Annotated in this window: 13 protein-coding genes; 10 read left to right on the plus strand and 3 right to left on the minus strand. The window is 45.0% G+C overall.

Annotation, left to right across the window (positions count from 1 at the left end; genetic code table 11):
* Positions 1–37: 37 nt before the first annotated feature.
* The 5 genes from ACYVD4_RS16680 (at position 38) to ACYVD4_RS16700 (ending at position 7,630) form a co-directional block, all read left to right on the plus strand.
* Positions 38–1,216 carry an acyltransferase family protein gene (locus ACYVD4_RS16680; protein WP_460947680.1) on the plus strand — a complete coding sequence of 393 codons (1,179 nt, stop codon included), beginning with the start codon at positions 38–40 and terminating at the stop codon, positions 1,214–1,216.
* Between the two features lie 187 nt (positions 1,217–1,403).
* Entirely contained in the window at positions 1,404–2,165 is a 762-nt protein-coding gene (locus ACYVD4_RS16685) for a glycosyltransferase family 2 protein (RefSeq protein ID WP_460947682.1), read from the plus strand.
* 139 nt (positions 2,166–2,304) lie between these two features.
* A complete protein-coding gene (locus ACYVD4_RS16690) occupies positions 2,305–3,696 on the plus strand; it encodes a protoporphyrinogen/coproporphyrinogen oxidase (protein ID WP_460947684.1) in 1,392 nt (463 codons plus the stop codon).
* A gap of 131 nt (positions 3,697–3,827) precedes the next feature.
* Positions 3,828–6,566, plus strand: a complete 2,739-nt coding sequence (locus ACYVD4_RS16695) for a hypothetical protein (RefSeq protein WP_460947686.1) — start codon at positions 3,828–3,830, stop codon at positions 6,564–6,566.
* Between the two features lie 32 nt (positions 6,567–6,598).
* The gene (locus ACYVD4_RS16700; RefSeq protein ID WP_460947688.1) at positions 6,599–7,630 is read left to right on the plus strand and encodes a hypothetical protein; all 1,032 of its coding nucleotides are present in this window, start codon (positions 6,599–6,601) and stop codon (positions 7,628–7,630) included.
* 81 nt (positions 7,631–7,711) lie between these two features.
* On the opposite strand, the gene ACYVD4_RS16705 is transcribed toward ACYVD4_RS16700, so the two are convergent.
* The 3 genes from ACYVD4_RS16705 to ACYVD4_RS16715 all read right to left on the minus strand — a co-directional run bounded on the left by ACYVD4_RS16705 (position 7,712) and on the right by ACYVD4_RS16715 (position 9,829).
* Complete coding sequence (locus tag ACYVD4_RS16705) at positions 7,712–7,945, minus strand: hypothetical protein (RefSeq protein ID WP_460947690.1); 234 nt, start codon at positions 7,943–7,945, stop codon at positions 7,712–7,714.
* A 189-nt stretch (positions 7,946–8,134) separates the two neighbouring features.
* On the minus strand, positions 8,135–9,232 hold the full coding sequence (locus ACYVD4_RS16710) for a Gfo/Idh/MocA family protein (RefSeq protein WP_460947692.1): 1,098 nt from the start codon (positions 9,230–9,232) through the stop codon (positions 8,135–8,137).
* Between the two features lie 183 nt (positions 9,233–9,415).
* Positions 9,416–9,829 carry an EthD family reductase gene (locus ACYVD4_RS16715; protein WP_460947694.1) on the minus strand — a complete coding sequence of 138 codons (414 nt, stop codon included), beginning with the start codon at positions 9,827–9,829 and terminating at the stop codon, positions 9,416–9,418.
* A 302-nt stretch (positions 9,830–10,131) separates the two neighbouring features.
* Between ACYVD4_RS16715 and ACYVD4_RS16720 the strand changes: the two genes are divergently transcribed.
* The 5 genes from ACYVD4_RS16720 to ACYVD4_RS16740 all read left to right on the plus strand — a co-directional run bounded on the left by ACYVD4_RS16720 (position 10,132) and on the right by ACYVD4_RS16740 (position 15,698).
* Entirely contained in the window at positions 10,132–11,001 is an 870-nt protein-coding gene (locus ACYVD4_RS16720) for a carbon-nitrogen hydrolase (protein ID WP_460947696.1), read from the plus strand.
* A gap of 153 nt (positions 11,002–11,154) precedes the next feature.
* Entirely contained in the window at positions 11,155–12,774 is a 1,620-nt protein-coding gene (locus ACYVD4_RS16725; protein WP_460947698.1) for a hypothetical protein, read from the plus strand.
* 79 nt (positions 12,775–12,853) lie between these two features.
* Positions 12,854–13,786: an ROK family protein gene (locus ACYVD4_RS16730; protein ID WP_460947700.1), complete on the plus strand. Its 933-nt coding sequence runs from the start codon at positions 12,854–12,856 to the stop codon at positions 13,784–13,786.
* 239 nt (positions 13,787–14,025) lie between these two features.
* Complete coding sequence (locus ACYVD4_RS16735; RefSeq protein WP_460947702.1) at positions 14,026–14,598, plus strand: D-sedoheptulose-7-phosphate isomerase; 573 nt, start codon at positions 14,026–14,028, stop codon at positions 14,596–14,598.
* 71 nt (positions 14,599–14,669) lie between these two features.
* On the plus strand, positions 14,670–15,698 hold the full coding sequence (locus tag ACYVD4_RS16740) for a glycerophosphodiester phosphodiesterase (protein ID WP_460947704.1): 1,029 nt from the start codon (positions 14,670–14,672) through the stop codon (positions 15,696–15,698).
* Positions 15,699–15,758: the final 60 nt, after the last annotated feature.

Below are 15,758 nucleotides of genomic sequence, written 5' to 3' on the forward strand. Positions count from 1 at the left end.
AGGCTACTATAGTGCCCGATTACGCAATATTTCAATTATGCAAACGAACACCCCAGTAGTGGTTCCTTCACGTCCGGTGCTAAATCATCTACGACAGTTAGATGGTCTTCGGTTTATTGCCGTCGGTCTGGTGCTATTCGATCACTGGATGGCTGAGCACTGGTCGTCAACATATTTCGAACTTCCACTCGGCCCTCTTGGTGTGACCATCTTTTTTGTATTGAGTGGTTTTCTCATTACCCGGATTCTTTTGTCAAGCAAAGACAAACTACAGAACCAACCTTCTGGTGGGTTGGGAAAATACCTAAAAACCTTTTATATCCGCCGAACGATCCGCATTTTCCCGGTTTATTATTTAACCCTATTCGTTCTTTACCTCATTGACGAACCGCCCGTCCGCCGAACGATTGGCTGGCTTGCTTTATATGCGTCTAATATTTATATGGCATATTATGGCACCTGGATGGGTACAGTTGACCATTTGTGGTCGCTGGCGGTGGAGGAACAGGTCTATTTATTTTTTCCCTTACTACTTTTTTTCGTTCCTAAACGTTGGGTACCGCTTACTGCTACGTTGATGATTGTGGGGGGCGTTACACTACGTTACGTTCTTTTTGGGGCACGTATGCCTTGGTTCATTGGCTACGTATCGATGCCTGCATGTCTCGACTCATTCGGTTTAGGCGCCATTATGGCGTATTGGTGGTTATACCAACGGAGCCGGTTCGAGCAGGTTTTTCGTCCGACTTACTGGCTTTGGCTCAGCATATTGCTATTTGCTGTTATAATAGCTCTGACGAAAATACTACCCGCCGTTCCTGATCTTCACGGCTGGACGGGCCATCATAACATTATGTCCGACGTATTTGAGCGTTTAAGCGCTTCATTTATAGGCTTCTTCCTGATTGGGCGAGCCGTACTCGGATTTGGTGGCGCAATGAAATGGATCCTGGAAAACCCTGTAAGTCAATATCTAGGCCGTATCAGTTACGGACTTTATTTATACCACAATTTTGTCTTTAACGTATATCATACGCAACCCACACACTTCACCCTACGTGCCTGGCGACGGATTACGGATATATTACCATTTCTGAATAGTTCTTATTTTTTTCAATTCTCTTTTTTTCTGTTTCTAACTATTCTGTTGGCTACAATCTCATGGTATTTGATCGAAAAGCCAATTAATAACCTAAAAGACCGTTTTTCTTATTAAACCGATCTGCTAAAGTTAGCATCCCGCTTAATAAGTCATTTTTTGGGTAGCAGAAACAAGACAAGAGATTTCTGTATATTTGCGGAGTTTATATCCCTATAATTCACCTGCGTTGGAGCATTTTGTTTGCTTCGCGCATTGGCGGGCCGGCCCAATCGGACCACCTATAATTTCCTAGATACACTGCATGAGCATCCTGCTATCCATTGTAATGCCTGCTTATAACGAGGAAGAAGTCATTGAAGCCGTTGTTAAGCAGTGGACCGACTTGCTAACCCGTCAGTTCCCCACCGAAAACACCCGCCTGATTGTCGTTAACGATGGCTCACGCGACAATACCGGAGCGATTCTGGATCAAATTAAAGAACGTTACCCAAAGTTGATGGTTGTTCATCAGCCAAACGGTGGTCACGGCAATGCGGTTGTGAACGGATACCGGCAAGCGGTGGCACTGGACTCCGAATACGTGTTTCAGACTGATAGTGATGATCAGTTCATTGCCGATGACTTTGCCAAACTATGGTCTAAACGCCATGATTCGCCATTTATTCTGGGCTATCGGGAAGAGCGCTATGATGCGCCAGCACGGCTGGTTATCACCCGGATTCTACGGTTTAGCATTGCATTGATTTACGGCACGTATATCATGGATAGCAATATTCCGTTCCGCCTGATAAAAGGTTCATTCTTGCGCAAACTTCTTGCCCAGCTACCTACTCCAACACCGTTTGCCCCAAATATTTTTCTGGCTGTGATGGCAAAGAAATCGGGCAATACTACGTATGATATACCCATTACCCACAAAGAGCGGCTAACGGGTACAGTATCTATTTTGCGCTGGAAGTTGCTGAAAGTTTGTATGCAAAGTTTTAAGGAATTGGCTCAATTCCGGTTTGATTTAGGCGATAAAGTCAAAGCAATCAAAAAGCCAGAACCAGTAGCAGCTTAAGGGTAGTTGTAAAGTTTAGGGTTATAAAGTTATAGAGTTGAAACGTTATAGAGTTGTATTGGCAAAATTGGCGACTCTATAACGTTAGAACCATACAACTTTATAACCCTAAAACCTATCAACCTGACCCAACTCAATTATGAAATATAAATATGTCATTATTGGCTCAGGGCCAACCGGCTTGGGAGCAGCTTACCGCCTGAAAGAATTAGGCATCACCGATTTCATTGTTCTGGAACGGGAAAATAGAATTGGTGGTTTGTCGAAAAGTTTTGTTGATGAACAGGGATTTACCTGGGACGTTGGCGGACACGTACAGTTTTCTCACTATAAATACTTCGACGATCTGATGCTCAAAGCATTAGGTCAGGATGGATGGCTTAGTCACCAGCGCGAATCTTGGGTATGGATTGAGAATCGGTTTGTGCCGTATCCGTTTCAGAACAATATTAAATACCTGAGTCCAGAAACAATGTGGAAGTGCCTTGAGGGTATTATTCACAACTACAAATTTCCTTCAAATACAAAACCAGCCAATTTCCGCGAGTGGATTCTGGCTACGTTTGGACCAGGTCTGGCCGAAACGTTTATGTTTCCTTACAACTTCAAAGTGTGGGCGTATCCACCAGAGGATATGAACGCGGTTTGGGTTGGCGAACGGGTTGCTGTAACTGATTTACAACGCGTTACAAAAAATATCATCTTTGATCAGGACGATTTCTCCTGGGGGCCAAATAGTACGTTCCAGTTCCCGAAACAAGGTGGTACTGGTGGAATCTGGGAGGCCGTTGGGAATCTGGTTGGTCGCGATTATATCAAATTGAATGCATCTGTAGAGAAAGTGATCGGCCCGGAAAAGAAAATTGTTCTGGCCGACAGCGAAGAAATACAGTATGATTATTTGATGAGCACGATGCCACTCGATCTGTTTACACAACGGGTAGAAGGGCTAGACTCCGAAATTGTTCAGAAAGCACAGGGGCTCAAACACTCCTCAACCAACGTAGTGGGTATTGGTTTGAAAGGAAAACCGAAGGAAAGCCTGAAAACCATGTGCTGGATGTATTTTCCAGAATACAATAGCCCCTACTATCGCGTAACTGTATTCTCGAACTACAGCCCAAATAACGTTCCTGATATTGATCAGCATTGGTCGCTAATGACCGAAACCAGCGAATCGGCAGCCAAACCCGTTAACCGCGAAACGCTGATTGATGACACGATACGTGCGCTTATCGAAGATCAGCTTATTGAATCGGCCGACGACGTAGTATCTACATTCCATATGGCTTTCGATTACGGCTATCCTACGCCATCGGTTGAACGTGATGGTATTCTGAAAGCTGTCTTACCAAAGCTGGAGCCTTTTGGAATTTATTCACGTGGTCGTTTCGGTGCCTGGAAATATGAGGTTAGCAATCAGGATCACTCTCTTATGCAGGGTGTTGAATGGGCAAACCGGGTAGCGGCAAACGTCCCAGAAGTAACGATGCCCTTCCCTGAAACGGCCAATGCCATGTGGGGCAAATAAGGAAAGATAAAAAGTTGTAGGGTTATAGGGTTGTAAAGTTATATAGAGGTTTTTTGAAGCACTCTATCCTATAACTTTACAACCCTATAACCCTACAACTTTTTAACCCAGTAAAACACCATAGCGATTACATGACAAAACGTTTCTGGCTTGGTATTGCAGCAGCAGTGCTGGTAATTGGTGGCTGGTTTGGATATCGGCTGTTGTTTCCGGCAAAACAAACTGTTAGTTCATTCATACCGCCCGGCGCGTTGATGGTGTTAGCCAGCGATCGGTTACAGGATACAATTCCAGCGCGCGTTTTACGAACACAGATGGCAGTACGTCAGGTACCTGTTTTCGATGAAGCACGACAGCGACTTGACCGTTTTTTATATGCAACCTCTGATACGGCCACGGTTCTGAAATTCGTTTCGGGGCGAAATATCCGGTATTCGCTACATCCGATATCTAAATCAAGGTTTGATTTTATTTTCTACATTCCGGTCACCAACAACGATCAGGTTTTTCTGAACAGGGTAACCAACCCTGATCCTCGGCAATTTCGAGTTCTAAATCATACCTTTTCGGGCGAAAAAATTCTTGACCTTGTTTCGCGCGACAATGAACCCATTGGCTCTTTCATTCTTACCGACAATTTTCTGATAGGCAGTGTATCAGGAATTCTGATTGAGAACGTAGCAAAGCGGATGCACCAGTCATTGAAGCTTGATGAAAGTAAAAATGACCCGGTTGTGAATGGACCCGATTTTCGGGTCGATGCGCAGCTTCTAGCTGGGATGTCGGTACGTCCAGAGGTATTGCAATCGCTTTTTAACAATGTAGGTTCGTTGGTTCGTTTATTCCTTCCCGAACAACTGACCCTGCAATTTCGTCAGTCCGCTGCCCGCACCCATCTGATCGGGTATTCGGTCGATGAAATTGGTGCAAGACGCGACGTAGCAGCGCTTTTTGCCAACCAAAATCCGCAGCGGATTCAATATCCGCATCTTATTCCGCAAACAACCGCTACGTTATATCATATTAGTGTAAGCGATGCGGCTCGATTTGGGAAGTCGTTAAGCAATTTGCTAGGTTCAGCTTCCAGCGATTTTCTACGTGACCGATTCAGTCAGATTGAACCCGTAACAACTTCGCTTTACGAGTCATTGGGGAGCGATTTACTACTGTGTCGGATGGAGTCGCCAACGGGAACACTACGTCAGATACTGATTCTAACCGCTACTAATGGTAAGCAACTCGCCAACTCCTACCAACAGGCCGCCTATAGCGCAGGTGCCCGAACAACTGGCCCGCCCAAAACGTATCTAGGTCATAAGCTACTGCAACTCAACGTATCAGAATTACCAGCCTCACTCTTTAGCAGTTTATTTCTGGGCTTTTCACAAAGCTGGATCACTCAACACGGTACGTCGCTTATTGTCGCAAATAGTGAGGAAGCCCTTCAGGATTACCTGCAGCAAATTCAACGGGGAGCTATCTGGACTACTGACCAGCGGCAAGCCGAGTTTCTAAAAACGACGCTACGTCCGGCTAACTTCACGGCATTTGTTCGCTTGAATCGGGCACAGACTACCGTGCCTCCAACCTGGCCCCTCGCCTGGCAGAACCTCCTCGATAAAATTGATCCGATTACAGGTACAACTGCACTGGCCAATCTGGAAAATATGGCCTATCAGGCCAGTTACGGCAACGAAAATATCCAATCAACCGTTGTTTTAGGGCGTACTACGCGACGGGCAAGCCAAATGGTGCGAAACAAGTTACTGTTGCAAAAGAAAACGGAGTTTAACGCACCGCTGGTTTCTGCACCAATTGTAGCTGGTAACCTTAGCGATAGTTCAGCGCAGTTTTATGCACAAAATAACGCCGGACAGTTTGTATTAGTAACACCAAGGGGCGATAAAATCGTGCAGAGCAATATCGACGGTCCGATACGTAGCAATGCGGTAGGAGTCGATTTTCTGAATAACGGTCGCTTACAATATCTGTTCATGACCGACAGAACCCTTTATATTGCCGATCCGGTTCGTATTTCAAAAACTGTAACGCTACAATCTATTCCATTACCGGCTGGTATAGATGCTTCTTATCTGGCTCGCCCGCGAGGTAGTCATCAGCGGAACTTTGTGGCATTAGCAGCTCATCAGGATGGCCACATTTACGCACTTGACCGTCAGCGACGCACCTTCGTTCGGATTATGTCTGCTCCACATAAAGGCGCTCCACAGCTTCCGTTTCAGGTAATTCCGACCGAAACAGGCATGGACGTATTGATGATTCAGGTGAATGGTACGTTAAATTACTGGCGCGAAAATGGTTCGCAGTATCCGCATTTTCCGAGTCGAATTGAGCGGCAGAACGAAGATGAACCGGAAATTCAATTTAAAGGACCAGCGTTATTGCCCCCGGGAAGTACGTTTATCCAGACGATTGCCGATGAAGGTCAGTTACTCACAATAAATATGAACGGGCTGGTTGCAAAGCGAACGCAACTGTATCGACCGGTTCGCAGAGGCTATTTCCGATTATTTCCTGACGAAGACCAAACCAACTGGTTGTTGATACGTACTACCGATACGGAAGCAACCATTCTGGATCAGCAAGGACAGCGTCGATTCGATGTGCGAGCCTTACAATCTGGCCGAAATAACGTGCGTTATCATCGGCTTGGTGCAGGTGTCGAAATAATTAGCGTTAAATCAGGTGGTTTCACTACGTTATATGATCTGGAGGGACGAATTATTGGTGATCGCCCTATTCCCAGCGATTTTCCGGTTGCGTTACAATTCGATGAACGTACCAACGAGTTATATATTCTGAGTGGTGCACAGCAGGCTGTTTTATTATTTCGAATTCGAATAAGGTAAAGTAGTAACTGTGTGCAAGAACTATTTAGTAAATGCTCAAAGCAGTTACTATCATTAAAAATATGTCAATACTACGTTATGTTGTTCTGGCCCTTGCGCTGATTCTTTGGGCAGGCGGTATATCAAGCACAGTGTCGCACTGGCTTTATGATGCGGGAATAATTGCTGATGACTATCGATTTGGTGATCTATATCGGTTATCACCCCTGCCCCAATTTAAACAGGCTCCAACCAATTGTTCATCAGAAAATCGGTCGAGTGATACAGCATCGACACAGTTATATATTATTGGTGATAGTTTTACTGAGCCCCAACGTCTTGGTAAAAATGATTTTCGAGTAAGTCATTATCAGCGTGTTGCCTGGGACTTTCAACAACGAGCGCAACTCAACTCTACTAAACGTAACATCTTATTAATTGAATCGGTAGAACGGCATTTTAGAGAGCACTTTGCCCGTCCTATCACTGAGCTCGCTGTTCAGAATGATACGACTCAAAATCCCAAACCCCAACTTCCACTACGTCAACGTATCAGTAATGAATTTCACCGGAGCGACGTAGAAGAACGGCTGGAATCAACGTTGTTCAGTCATAATTGGGCCTTCTGGTTCAAAGAACTGAAAGCGCTGATGACTTTAAACTGGTTTGGACGCGATAATGGTAGTGTTACGTTATCGACTGATCAGCAACATGTGTTCCTAAATCTGGACACCGACACAACCAAACTCTTAAATTCATCGTTTTCGCCACTTACTGATCAGGAAGTTAACACTCTTGTCGATAGTGCAAACGCCGTAGCAGACCGGTATAGGCAGCTCGGTTTCGATGAGGTATATATTTCGTTGATTCCCAATAAGACCAGCATTCTCGAACCTAACCGGGGAAATTACAACCACCTGATTGAGCGAATTCAGGCCAATTCACGGCTAAAAGTACCCTACATTGATACGTATAGCGCATTCAAAAACGCACCCTCATCGCCATACATGATAAGTGATACTCACTGGAATTGTGAAGGACGGGCAATCTGGTTGAGGCAGGTACGCCAAAAATTACGCCTTTAAAAGAGCTATTCGAACGTAGCGACTAAGTTATCTGCGACAGAATCTGGTTATCTGACGACACAAGATCACTTAATACAGCGATTAATTAACCAGATATGGGAGGTAAGGCTCAAGTTTATCTGTATCCCGAAAAGCCGAAACCTGATGCAGTTGGCTATTAAATGCATCGTAACGAAGCTCAACGTAGAAATCACGGAGGTTATAGAGCAGAAAAATGTTTTCGCCCTCATAGCGATTGGCAAGTATATCGCCAGCAAAGTATAACGTATCGAGTTGTTGATTGGCGGGAAGTTGGGCAAAATCGGCGGGTTGCATAAGCAGACGGGGTTGACAAGCGAAATAAACAAAAGTCGGGCGGCTCACCAAATGAGTTGCCCGACTTTATATAATACAACTAAAACAACATAGCTTACATATAAAATACCATCATGTTTAAATAGCCATAATTCAGCCGATTACGCTCAATATTTAAACGATAAAATTTTAGAGTTAAAACATACTCTATCAAACTATTTTTACTTCTTTCCCGGATTTGGCGGCTGCATGAATTGCTTCTACGATTTTTATATCACGTAATCCTTCTTCGCCCGGAACCAGCATCGGTTTTTTGTTCATAATGGCTGCGGCATCGTCATCCATCTGCATAGCCTGCTGATTCGGTACGTCATACGGATGTTCAATAATTCCGCCATTACTCCAGCGACCTTTCTGGCCGTTATAACCTGAATAGGGTTCCACACGTAGCGTGCCCTTGGCTCCTACTACGTCCAAAAAATTCATATTCATGCCAAAGCTGGTCTGGATAGCGGCCCGTGCTCCACTCGGAAAAATCAACTGAGCCATACCCGTTTCTTCCAAACCATTTTTATAGATTTCCGGCCGATTTGTGTACAGTTGGGCAGTTACAGAAATTGGCTCTTCGCCCGTAGCCAGTCGTGCGCCTTGTATGGCATATACGCCCATGTCATACATGACTCCCCCTCCCATTTCTTTTTTTTGCTTCCAGTGATTAGTCCGGTTGTCGAAATAAGCCGCCGAACAGTTAACCATCTGAATTTTACCGATTTTCCCATCTCGAAGCCCTTTCATCCACGCCTGCGTATTCGGTTCATGTTGCAGTCGATAACCGATTGCCAGCGATACTTTGTTTTTGGCACAGGCATCAATCATATTCTGACACTCTTTAGCTGTAACGGCCATTGGTTTTTCGCACCAGACGTGTTTACCCGTTTTTGCGGCTCTTACTACGTATTCTTCATGCATCGACGGCGGTAGCACAACGTAGATTACGTCAATATCAGGATTATTGGCAATCTGGTCGAAGGTTTGGTATGTGTAAATATTCTTATCTGGAATGTTATACTGTTTCTTCCATTTTTCGGCTTTTTCCGGGGTGCCGGTCACAATACCAGCCAGATAACAATTCTTCGTTTTTTGAAGCGCAGGTGCCAACAGATCAGTACTGTAATAACCTAGCCCAACCAATGCTACTCCGAGCCGGTCTTTCGCGGGTTTGGTAGATGCCCAAAGTGAATTGGGTAAAATCGTGGCAGCAGCTCCTGTAAGTGCTGTAGTCTGAAGAAAAGTTCTTCGTGTTGTCATATCCTGAATGATTAAGCAGTAGAACGGATTGATTGGCACGTCCCCAATCAATATATTAGAATAAAACTAATTGATTGCTAACGAGTTAATTCAATTCGATACGTTACTTCGTTAGGTTGTATACTTCTAAACTATTTTTCTGTCGACGGGAAAGTTGCCCAGTAGTTGATAAAATCCAAAAAATCACTTCATCACTTCACTAACCAGTATAGTCGGACTGATGTTGGTATACTTTAGAATATCTGCCCGTATCGCATCTCTATTTGGGGTGATAGCGGTCTGATAATCAGTCAAACTTTTAACATAAAAACTACCAATTGCCACAAAAGGTAATGGAGCGTTAGGCATTCCATTTGCAATTCCTTTTTCTATGGTATAACGTACCAGATTAGTTCCTAGCAAACCTGCTACGTATGGCATATGGTTTTTTTCATAATAATCCATATCGAACGTTTTGCCTTCTGCATACGGATACATAACAGATACTTTAATCAATCCTTTTTCGACAACATCCGCTTTAGTTTCGGATTTCCGTTGAGCAAATGTTGAAACCGATGTGCCAAGAATTAATAAAACGAATAGGTGCTTGATTTTCATAATGATATTTATTAGGAGTTAATACACTAATTTGGGCTAATCACTCTCTCAAATTTACATAAGTACGTAGTATCACATTCCTAACGAACGAATTTTGTCTTTCTAGCAAATGTTTCGGAGCCTAGAATGAATTCTATATTATTCTTCTGGCAATCTTCAAATTGCCGTCATAAGTAGAGCACTTTTTTTTCAGCTAGTTTTCGTCCATTCACCACTCATCAACCCGTTCCCCTTCGAACCCTACCTATTACCTTTTTGTTGATAATACGGAGCGTTCGGATAGAACGCCTTATTTTTGCCCTATGTCTAAGAACGTAAATATCGGTTTAGTACAAATGAGCTGCTCGGCAGATGTCGAAGCTAATATTCAGAAAGCAATAAATGGCATTCGCGAAGCAGCCCAGAAAGGTGCTCAGATTGTTTGCTTACAGGAGTTGTTTACCTCGCTCTACTTCTGCGACGTTGAAGACCATCACAATTTCAGTCTGGCCGAAGCCATTCCTGGCCCTACTACTGAGCGGCTTGGTCAACTGGCGGGCGAGTTGGGTGTTGTCATTATTGCATCTCTGTTCGAGAAACGGGCGCAAGGACTATATCACAACACCACGGCCGTACTCGATGCCGACGGTACGTATCTGGGAAAATACAGGAAAATGCACATTCCCGACGATCCTGGTTATTATGAGAAATTTTACTTTACACCGGGCGACCTCGGCTATAAAGTTTTCGATACGAAATTCGCCCGTATTGGCGTACTAATCTGCTGGGATCAATGGTATCCAGAAGCGGCTCGTATTACGTCCTTGATGGGTGCCGAGATTCTTTTTTATCCTACCGCTATCGGTTGGGATACCAACGAACCTGATCCGAAGCAAAACGAAGAGCAATATAACGCCTGGCAAACTATTCAGCGAAGTCATGCCATTGCCAACGGCGTGCACGTAGTGTCGGTGAACCGGGTTGGTCGTGAAGCCGATCAGCAGTTCTGGGGTGGTTCATTTGTTGCAAATCCGTTTGGATCGTTACTCTATTTGGCTCCACACAGCCAGGAACTCGTTCATGTTCAGACTATTGATCTGGCTCTATCTGACAAATACCGTACTACGTGGCCTTACTTCCGCGACCGACGTATCGACTCATATAAACCCATTACCAAGCGTTATATCGATTAGGAAAATACCTCACGATACGTTTGTTACGTTAATACAGGTAAGTCGATTGCTTACCTGTATTTGTTTATTAACTCTCATCAAACCAAGTAGGCGATGCTCGCTCAGGCTTCCAATTTGCGTTACGTCTAAATTTTTCTACCCTTGCGTGCTGTGATGAAACTTCCGATAATATTAGCCGTGACGGCCCTCGGCGGTCTTGGCATCTGGTATTTATTCCCCAATACGCTTCCTGACCCGGTAGCTATTCACCTGGAGGGGCCAATGCCTCCGCAAACATCGTTAACGCCAACGCCACGGTCGCGCTTTACTCCCAGCACACGTAAAGGTTATTACAATATCGACGTTGTTGGCGATTTTACGTTGCCTCCAACCAAAACCATTACGTTCTGTGGAGCCGGGCGAAATCTGCACGTTCAGCAGGATCGGACAAAGCTTTTCCGAAGAGGATTTTCGGCTGTTGACCAAAGCCGGATGGTTCCGAATGTAGAAATCTGGAAAGATGGTTTTCCGGCAAAAGGCTGGAAAAGCGCCCTTCAACCACGTCAGCGTGCCTGGATTGTATATCGAAATTATTTTACCGATTCATTTGGGCTTGATTGGGCGCTCAATAGCGATAAGGGCAGTGAGACGTTGTATAAAGCTCCGCCGAGCCAGCCCGGTGCGCGCGTCAATCGGAATACCTTGTATCAGTCCACATCTGAAATGAGTGGTGGCTGTATCGCTTTTGGAGATTGCCCACCTAGTGGTATGAAAAGTACGTATGGTTTTATCTTTCTGGATATCGAAAATGATAACTATACCATTAGCAACAAACAGGAACAGACGAATCTGTATACGTTCATGATGAAAACCATCAGGGATAACGTGAGTCCTCAGACCGAAATCGGTTCCATCGATCCCGTAGCGCACAATAGTTTTGGCTATTCACGGGCCGAAGATTATACAGCAACAATGCGATGGCTGTTCGATATGCCTGCTAAACATACGTCGACCAGTCGCCAGCGCGGTATGCCCGATGATATAGTAGGAAAATCATTTGCCGATTATGCTGATTTTCAGATGCCCGGCACGTATTTTCTTTACCCAGAATTCGATTATTCGTTCCCACACACGGGCAACGGTGACCGGCACTGGCTGGCTGCGGTATTGGGCGAGCAGGAAGTGAACATGAAACTGTCGCCCAAGAAACGTATTGCCTGGCAATGGGTCTTCAATACGCAGGGCGATTTTCCGAAAAGTGCGAAAGCTGAACACCCAGCCCCTCCTGCCGTTGCCGAAGGAACAGCCATTTTTTACTGGTTCACTGGAGCCTACGGAGTCCTATTCTGGGACGATCACGATGCGCTAACGCCCGACCAGCCCTCTCCTACTGACCCGGCTATACAAGGTCTTGGTAATGATCGTAACTATGCTTGTTATGAACATTATATTCACGGACTCTGGCGGCTGTTCAAACACCACGGCGAACTCTTCAACGGCAAGGAAACGTACCTCAACGAAGCAACCGAATGTTCGTATGATGGAGGGAAAACATGGTTGAAGTATAATGCCAATCAGATTAAAACCCGCAACCTGCCCTTTGTTCGAGCAATTGTTAATGGTGATCAGATTCTGGTAGCTGCAACCAAAGCCTATGCCCAACCAAATCAGGCAAGTCAGGTGATGCTACGGTATATTCAGAATGGATATTCGTTTTATACGACAATCAACCTGAAAGGCGACGAAATTTATCTGGGCCGGTCTACCATGAGCCGGCCCAACGGAGGAAATTAATTCTGTACGCTATTTTTCCTTTGTGTTATCTTTCGGGATCGTTCTTTTTTCTGGCATCCATCTATAGTTACTTTACTCCATGAAGCTTGGAATTGAAATTGGTGGCACAAAATTACAATTGATAACAGGCGACATGACGGGTCAGATTACGCAGCGATTCCGCTACGTTGTTGACCAGAAACAGGGAGCCGATGGAATTTTAGCGCAGATTGCGTCCACCATTCAGCAATTACCTGAACCTCCGCAAGCAATTGGTGTTGGTTTTGGCGGCCCTGTCGATTGGCAAACGGGCCGTATTGCTACGTCGCATCAGATTGGTGGCTGGTCGGGGTTCGAGATGGTTAACTGGCTTCAGCAACAAGCGCCGGGGGCTCATGTTCGGGTAGAAAACGACGCCAACGTAGCAGCTCTTGGCGAAGCTCGTCGGGGCGTTGCAACAGGATTCAAGCATGTTTTCTACGTAACGCTCGGCAGTGGTGTAGGCGGAGGCATGGTTGTTGACCGCCACTTATATCATGGTGCTTTACCGGGCGAATCTGAAATTGGGCATTTATGGCTAGTGCCACCCAGTGCCAATTCCGAAGGACAGACCATTGAACAAACGATTTCTGGCTGGGCTGTTGACAAGCAAATTCAGGAATTGTTACCGCAACTTCCCGACGATTCGGCATTGAAAATTGCCGTAAAGCAAAGTTACGCGGAAGGAGTCATTGGAAAAGAAGCCCGGTTTCTTCACCCTGCCTACGAAGCCAGCGATCCGGCAGCCCGAATGTTGATCGAACAGATCGGTTCGGTACTCGCTCTTGGCTTATCACACGTAGTACATTTATTTCATCCCGATGCGATTGTGTTGGGAGGAGGTTTATCATTAATTGGCGAGCCACTTCGTGCTGCTGTTCGTCAGGTATTGCCTCGGTTTGTGATGAAAGCTTTCCATCCGCCATTGGTTTTACTGGCAAAACTGGGCGAAGATGCCGTACCTGTCGGCGCTCTTGAATTAGTTTACGATTGATTGATAAGCTACGTATCCTAAGAAGCCGTTTGACTTAATCTTTTCGGCCATAAAACGCGCTTTTTTGCCACCTTATAGCCTAAGAAATCCTCATTTAGCGCTGCTAAACTCCGGTTTATTAGGCTATAAGCTGACAAAAAACCATCGCTTTCTATCACAAAAATTTAAGTCAAACAGCTTCTAAAAGCAATAGAACACTTTTCACTACGTAGTAAACACTATAATTACATACCTCAATTATGAATCAAGCTTACTTCCAAACCTACCTTGACCGCCAGAAAGCTACGTATGATACGATTCCTATTGACCGCGTAGAACATATTATTCAACTAATGAAAAAATGCTGGGAAGAAGACCGGCAACTGTTCACATTCGGTAATGGTGGTAGCGCAGCCAACGCATCCCATTTCATCACCGACCTCGGCAAAGGCGCATCTGACGTACTGGGTAAGCGTTTCCGTTGTCTATCACTGAACGACAACGTAGCATGGATAACTGCCTTGGGCAACGATTATGCCTATGACGATGTGTTTGTTCGGCAATTAGAAAACTATGCCCGTCCCGGCGATTTGGTACTGACAATGAGCGTAAGTGGCAATTCGCCGAATCTGGTAAAAGCCGTAAAATGGGCGAATGAAAATGGCCTGATTACCATTGCACTGGTTGGCGGCAAACGCGGTCAGTTAGCCGATCTCGCACAGGAGGTTATCGTGATTCAGGATGAACATTACGGCCGGGTTGAGGATGCGCAGATGACAATATGCCACATGCTCTGCTATGGGTTTATGGAAGAAGAAAAACCGAACCAATAAATCTCTACATTAACCGCTCAGTAAAAGACTTTGATTTATTTTTATAAATAGATTGTGCCCCAACGTTTATCATGAAAAAGACAGGTTTAAGCCTTGTACTGCTGCTTTTTATGGCCTTTCAGGGAATTACAAACGCGTTTGCTCAGGAAACGCTTTACCTAACCAACTATACGTATTCGCCTAAGCAACTCGTAGTTGGAACCCTTCACTCGAAACAACCTGTGGCTCGCTACGTTGTGCAGGGTCCCAATGCGGCTCTGTTTAATGTAGATAAAGCCAATCAGTTATCGATCAGTCCGCAAGCAGCAAAATCGTCGGAGCCGTGGTATGATATCACGATTGAGTCACAAAATACGTCAGGTTCTCGGCGTGACGCGTTTCGGATTGTAAATGATACGTTTATCCGTAATCAGGTAATTGCTCACCGAGGGGCCTGGAAACAAAGTAACACGACCGAAAACTCATTAACCTCATTGAACAACGCCGTTAAGCTGGGTTGCATGGGCAGTGAGTTTGATGTACACATGTCGTCAGATTCGGTCATATTCGTTCACCACGACCCTACAATTGATGGTATTTCCATCGAAAAAACGTCGGCAGAAGAATTGAGTAAAATCAAACTCAAAAACGGCGAATCGTTACCGACACTAGAAGCCTATCTTAAAGAAGGCATGAAGCAGACACGTACCAAACTGATTTTGGAAATCAAAACGTCGAAGCTGGGCCGTTCAATGGCCTTAACGGAACGTGTAGTGTCTATAGTTCACGATTTAAAAGCACAGGCTTGGGTCGAATACATTGCGTTTAGTTACGATGTATGTAAGAAAGTCAGAGAATTAGACCCTACGGCTAAAGTTTCGTACCTGAACGGCGACAAAACGCCCGCTGAATTGGCCGCCGATCAGTTAAACGGCTTCGATTATTATTTATCTGTTCTGAAGAAAAACGAAACCTGGATTTCAGAAGCCAAGCAGCGAAACCTGACCACAAATGCTTGGACGGTGAATTCTCGCTCGGATCTGCAATGGTTTCTGGATCAGCATATTGATTATATCACGACTAATGAGCCTGAGCTACTTCTGGAGCTAGTCGCCAAGTAGTTTCTACTTTCGGAACGATTCCTAAATAAAAAGCGGATATACTTTGTGAGGTATATCCGC

It is taken from the genome of Spirosoma daeguense (genome assembly GCF_054776875.1).

Excerpts from the sequence above, each read along its gene's own strand:
- ACYVD4_RS16680 (WP_460947680.1), top strand. The coding sequence starts at position 38 with ATGCAAACGAACACCCCAGTAGTGGTTCCTTCACGTCCGGTGCTAAAT.
- ACYVD4_RS16685 (WP_460947682.1), top strand. The coding sequence starts at position 1,404 with ATGAGCATCCTGCTATCCATTGTAATGCCTGCTTATAACGAGGAAGAA.
- ACYVD4_RS16690 (WP_460947684.1), top strand. The coding sequence starts at position 2,305 with ATGAAATATAAATATGTCATTATTGGCTCAGGGCCAACCGGCTTGGGA.
- ACYVD4_RS16695 (WP_460947686.1), top strand. The coding sequence starts at position 3,828 with ATGACAAAACGTTTCTGGCTTGGTATTGCAGCAGCAGTGCTGGTAATT.
- ACYVD4_RS16700 (WP_460947688.1), top strand. The coding sequence starts at position 6,599 with ATGCTCAAAGCAGTTACTATCATTAAAAATATGTCAATACTACGTTAT.
- ACYVD4_RS16705 (WP_460947690.1), bottom strand. The coding sequence starts at position 7,945 with ATGCAACCCGCCGATTTTGCCCAACTTCCCGCCAATCAACAACTCGAT.
- ACYVD4_RS16710 (WP_460947692.1), bottom strand. The coding sequence starts at position 9,232 with ATGACAACACGAAGAACTTTTCTTCAGACTACAGCACTTACAGGAGCT.
- ACYVD4_RS16715 (WP_460947694.1), bottom strand. The coding sequence starts at position 9,829 with ATGAAAATCAAGCACCTATTCGTTTTATTAATTCTTGGCACATCGGTT.
- ACYVD4_RS16720 (WP_460947696.1), top strand. The coding sequence starts at position 10,132 with ATGTCTAAGAACGTAAATATCGGTTTAGTACAAATGAGCTGCTCGGCA.
- ACYVD4_RS16725 (WP_460947698.1), top strand. The coding sequence starts at position 11,155 with ATGAAACTTCCGATAATATTAGCCGTGACGGCCCTCGGCGGTCTTGGC.
- ACYVD4_RS16730 (WP_460947700.1), top strand. The coding sequence starts at position 12,854 with ATGAAGCTTGGAATTGAAATTGGTGGCACAAAATTACAATTGATAACA.
- ACYVD4_RS16735 (WP_460947702.1), top strand. The coding sequence starts at position 14,026 with ATGAATCAAGCTTACTTCCAAACCTACCTTGACCGCCAGAAAGCTACG.
- ACYVD4_RS16740 (WP_460947704.1), top strand. The coding sequence starts at position 14,670 with ATGAAAAAGACAGGTTTAAGCCTTGTACTGCTGCTTTTTATGGCCTTT.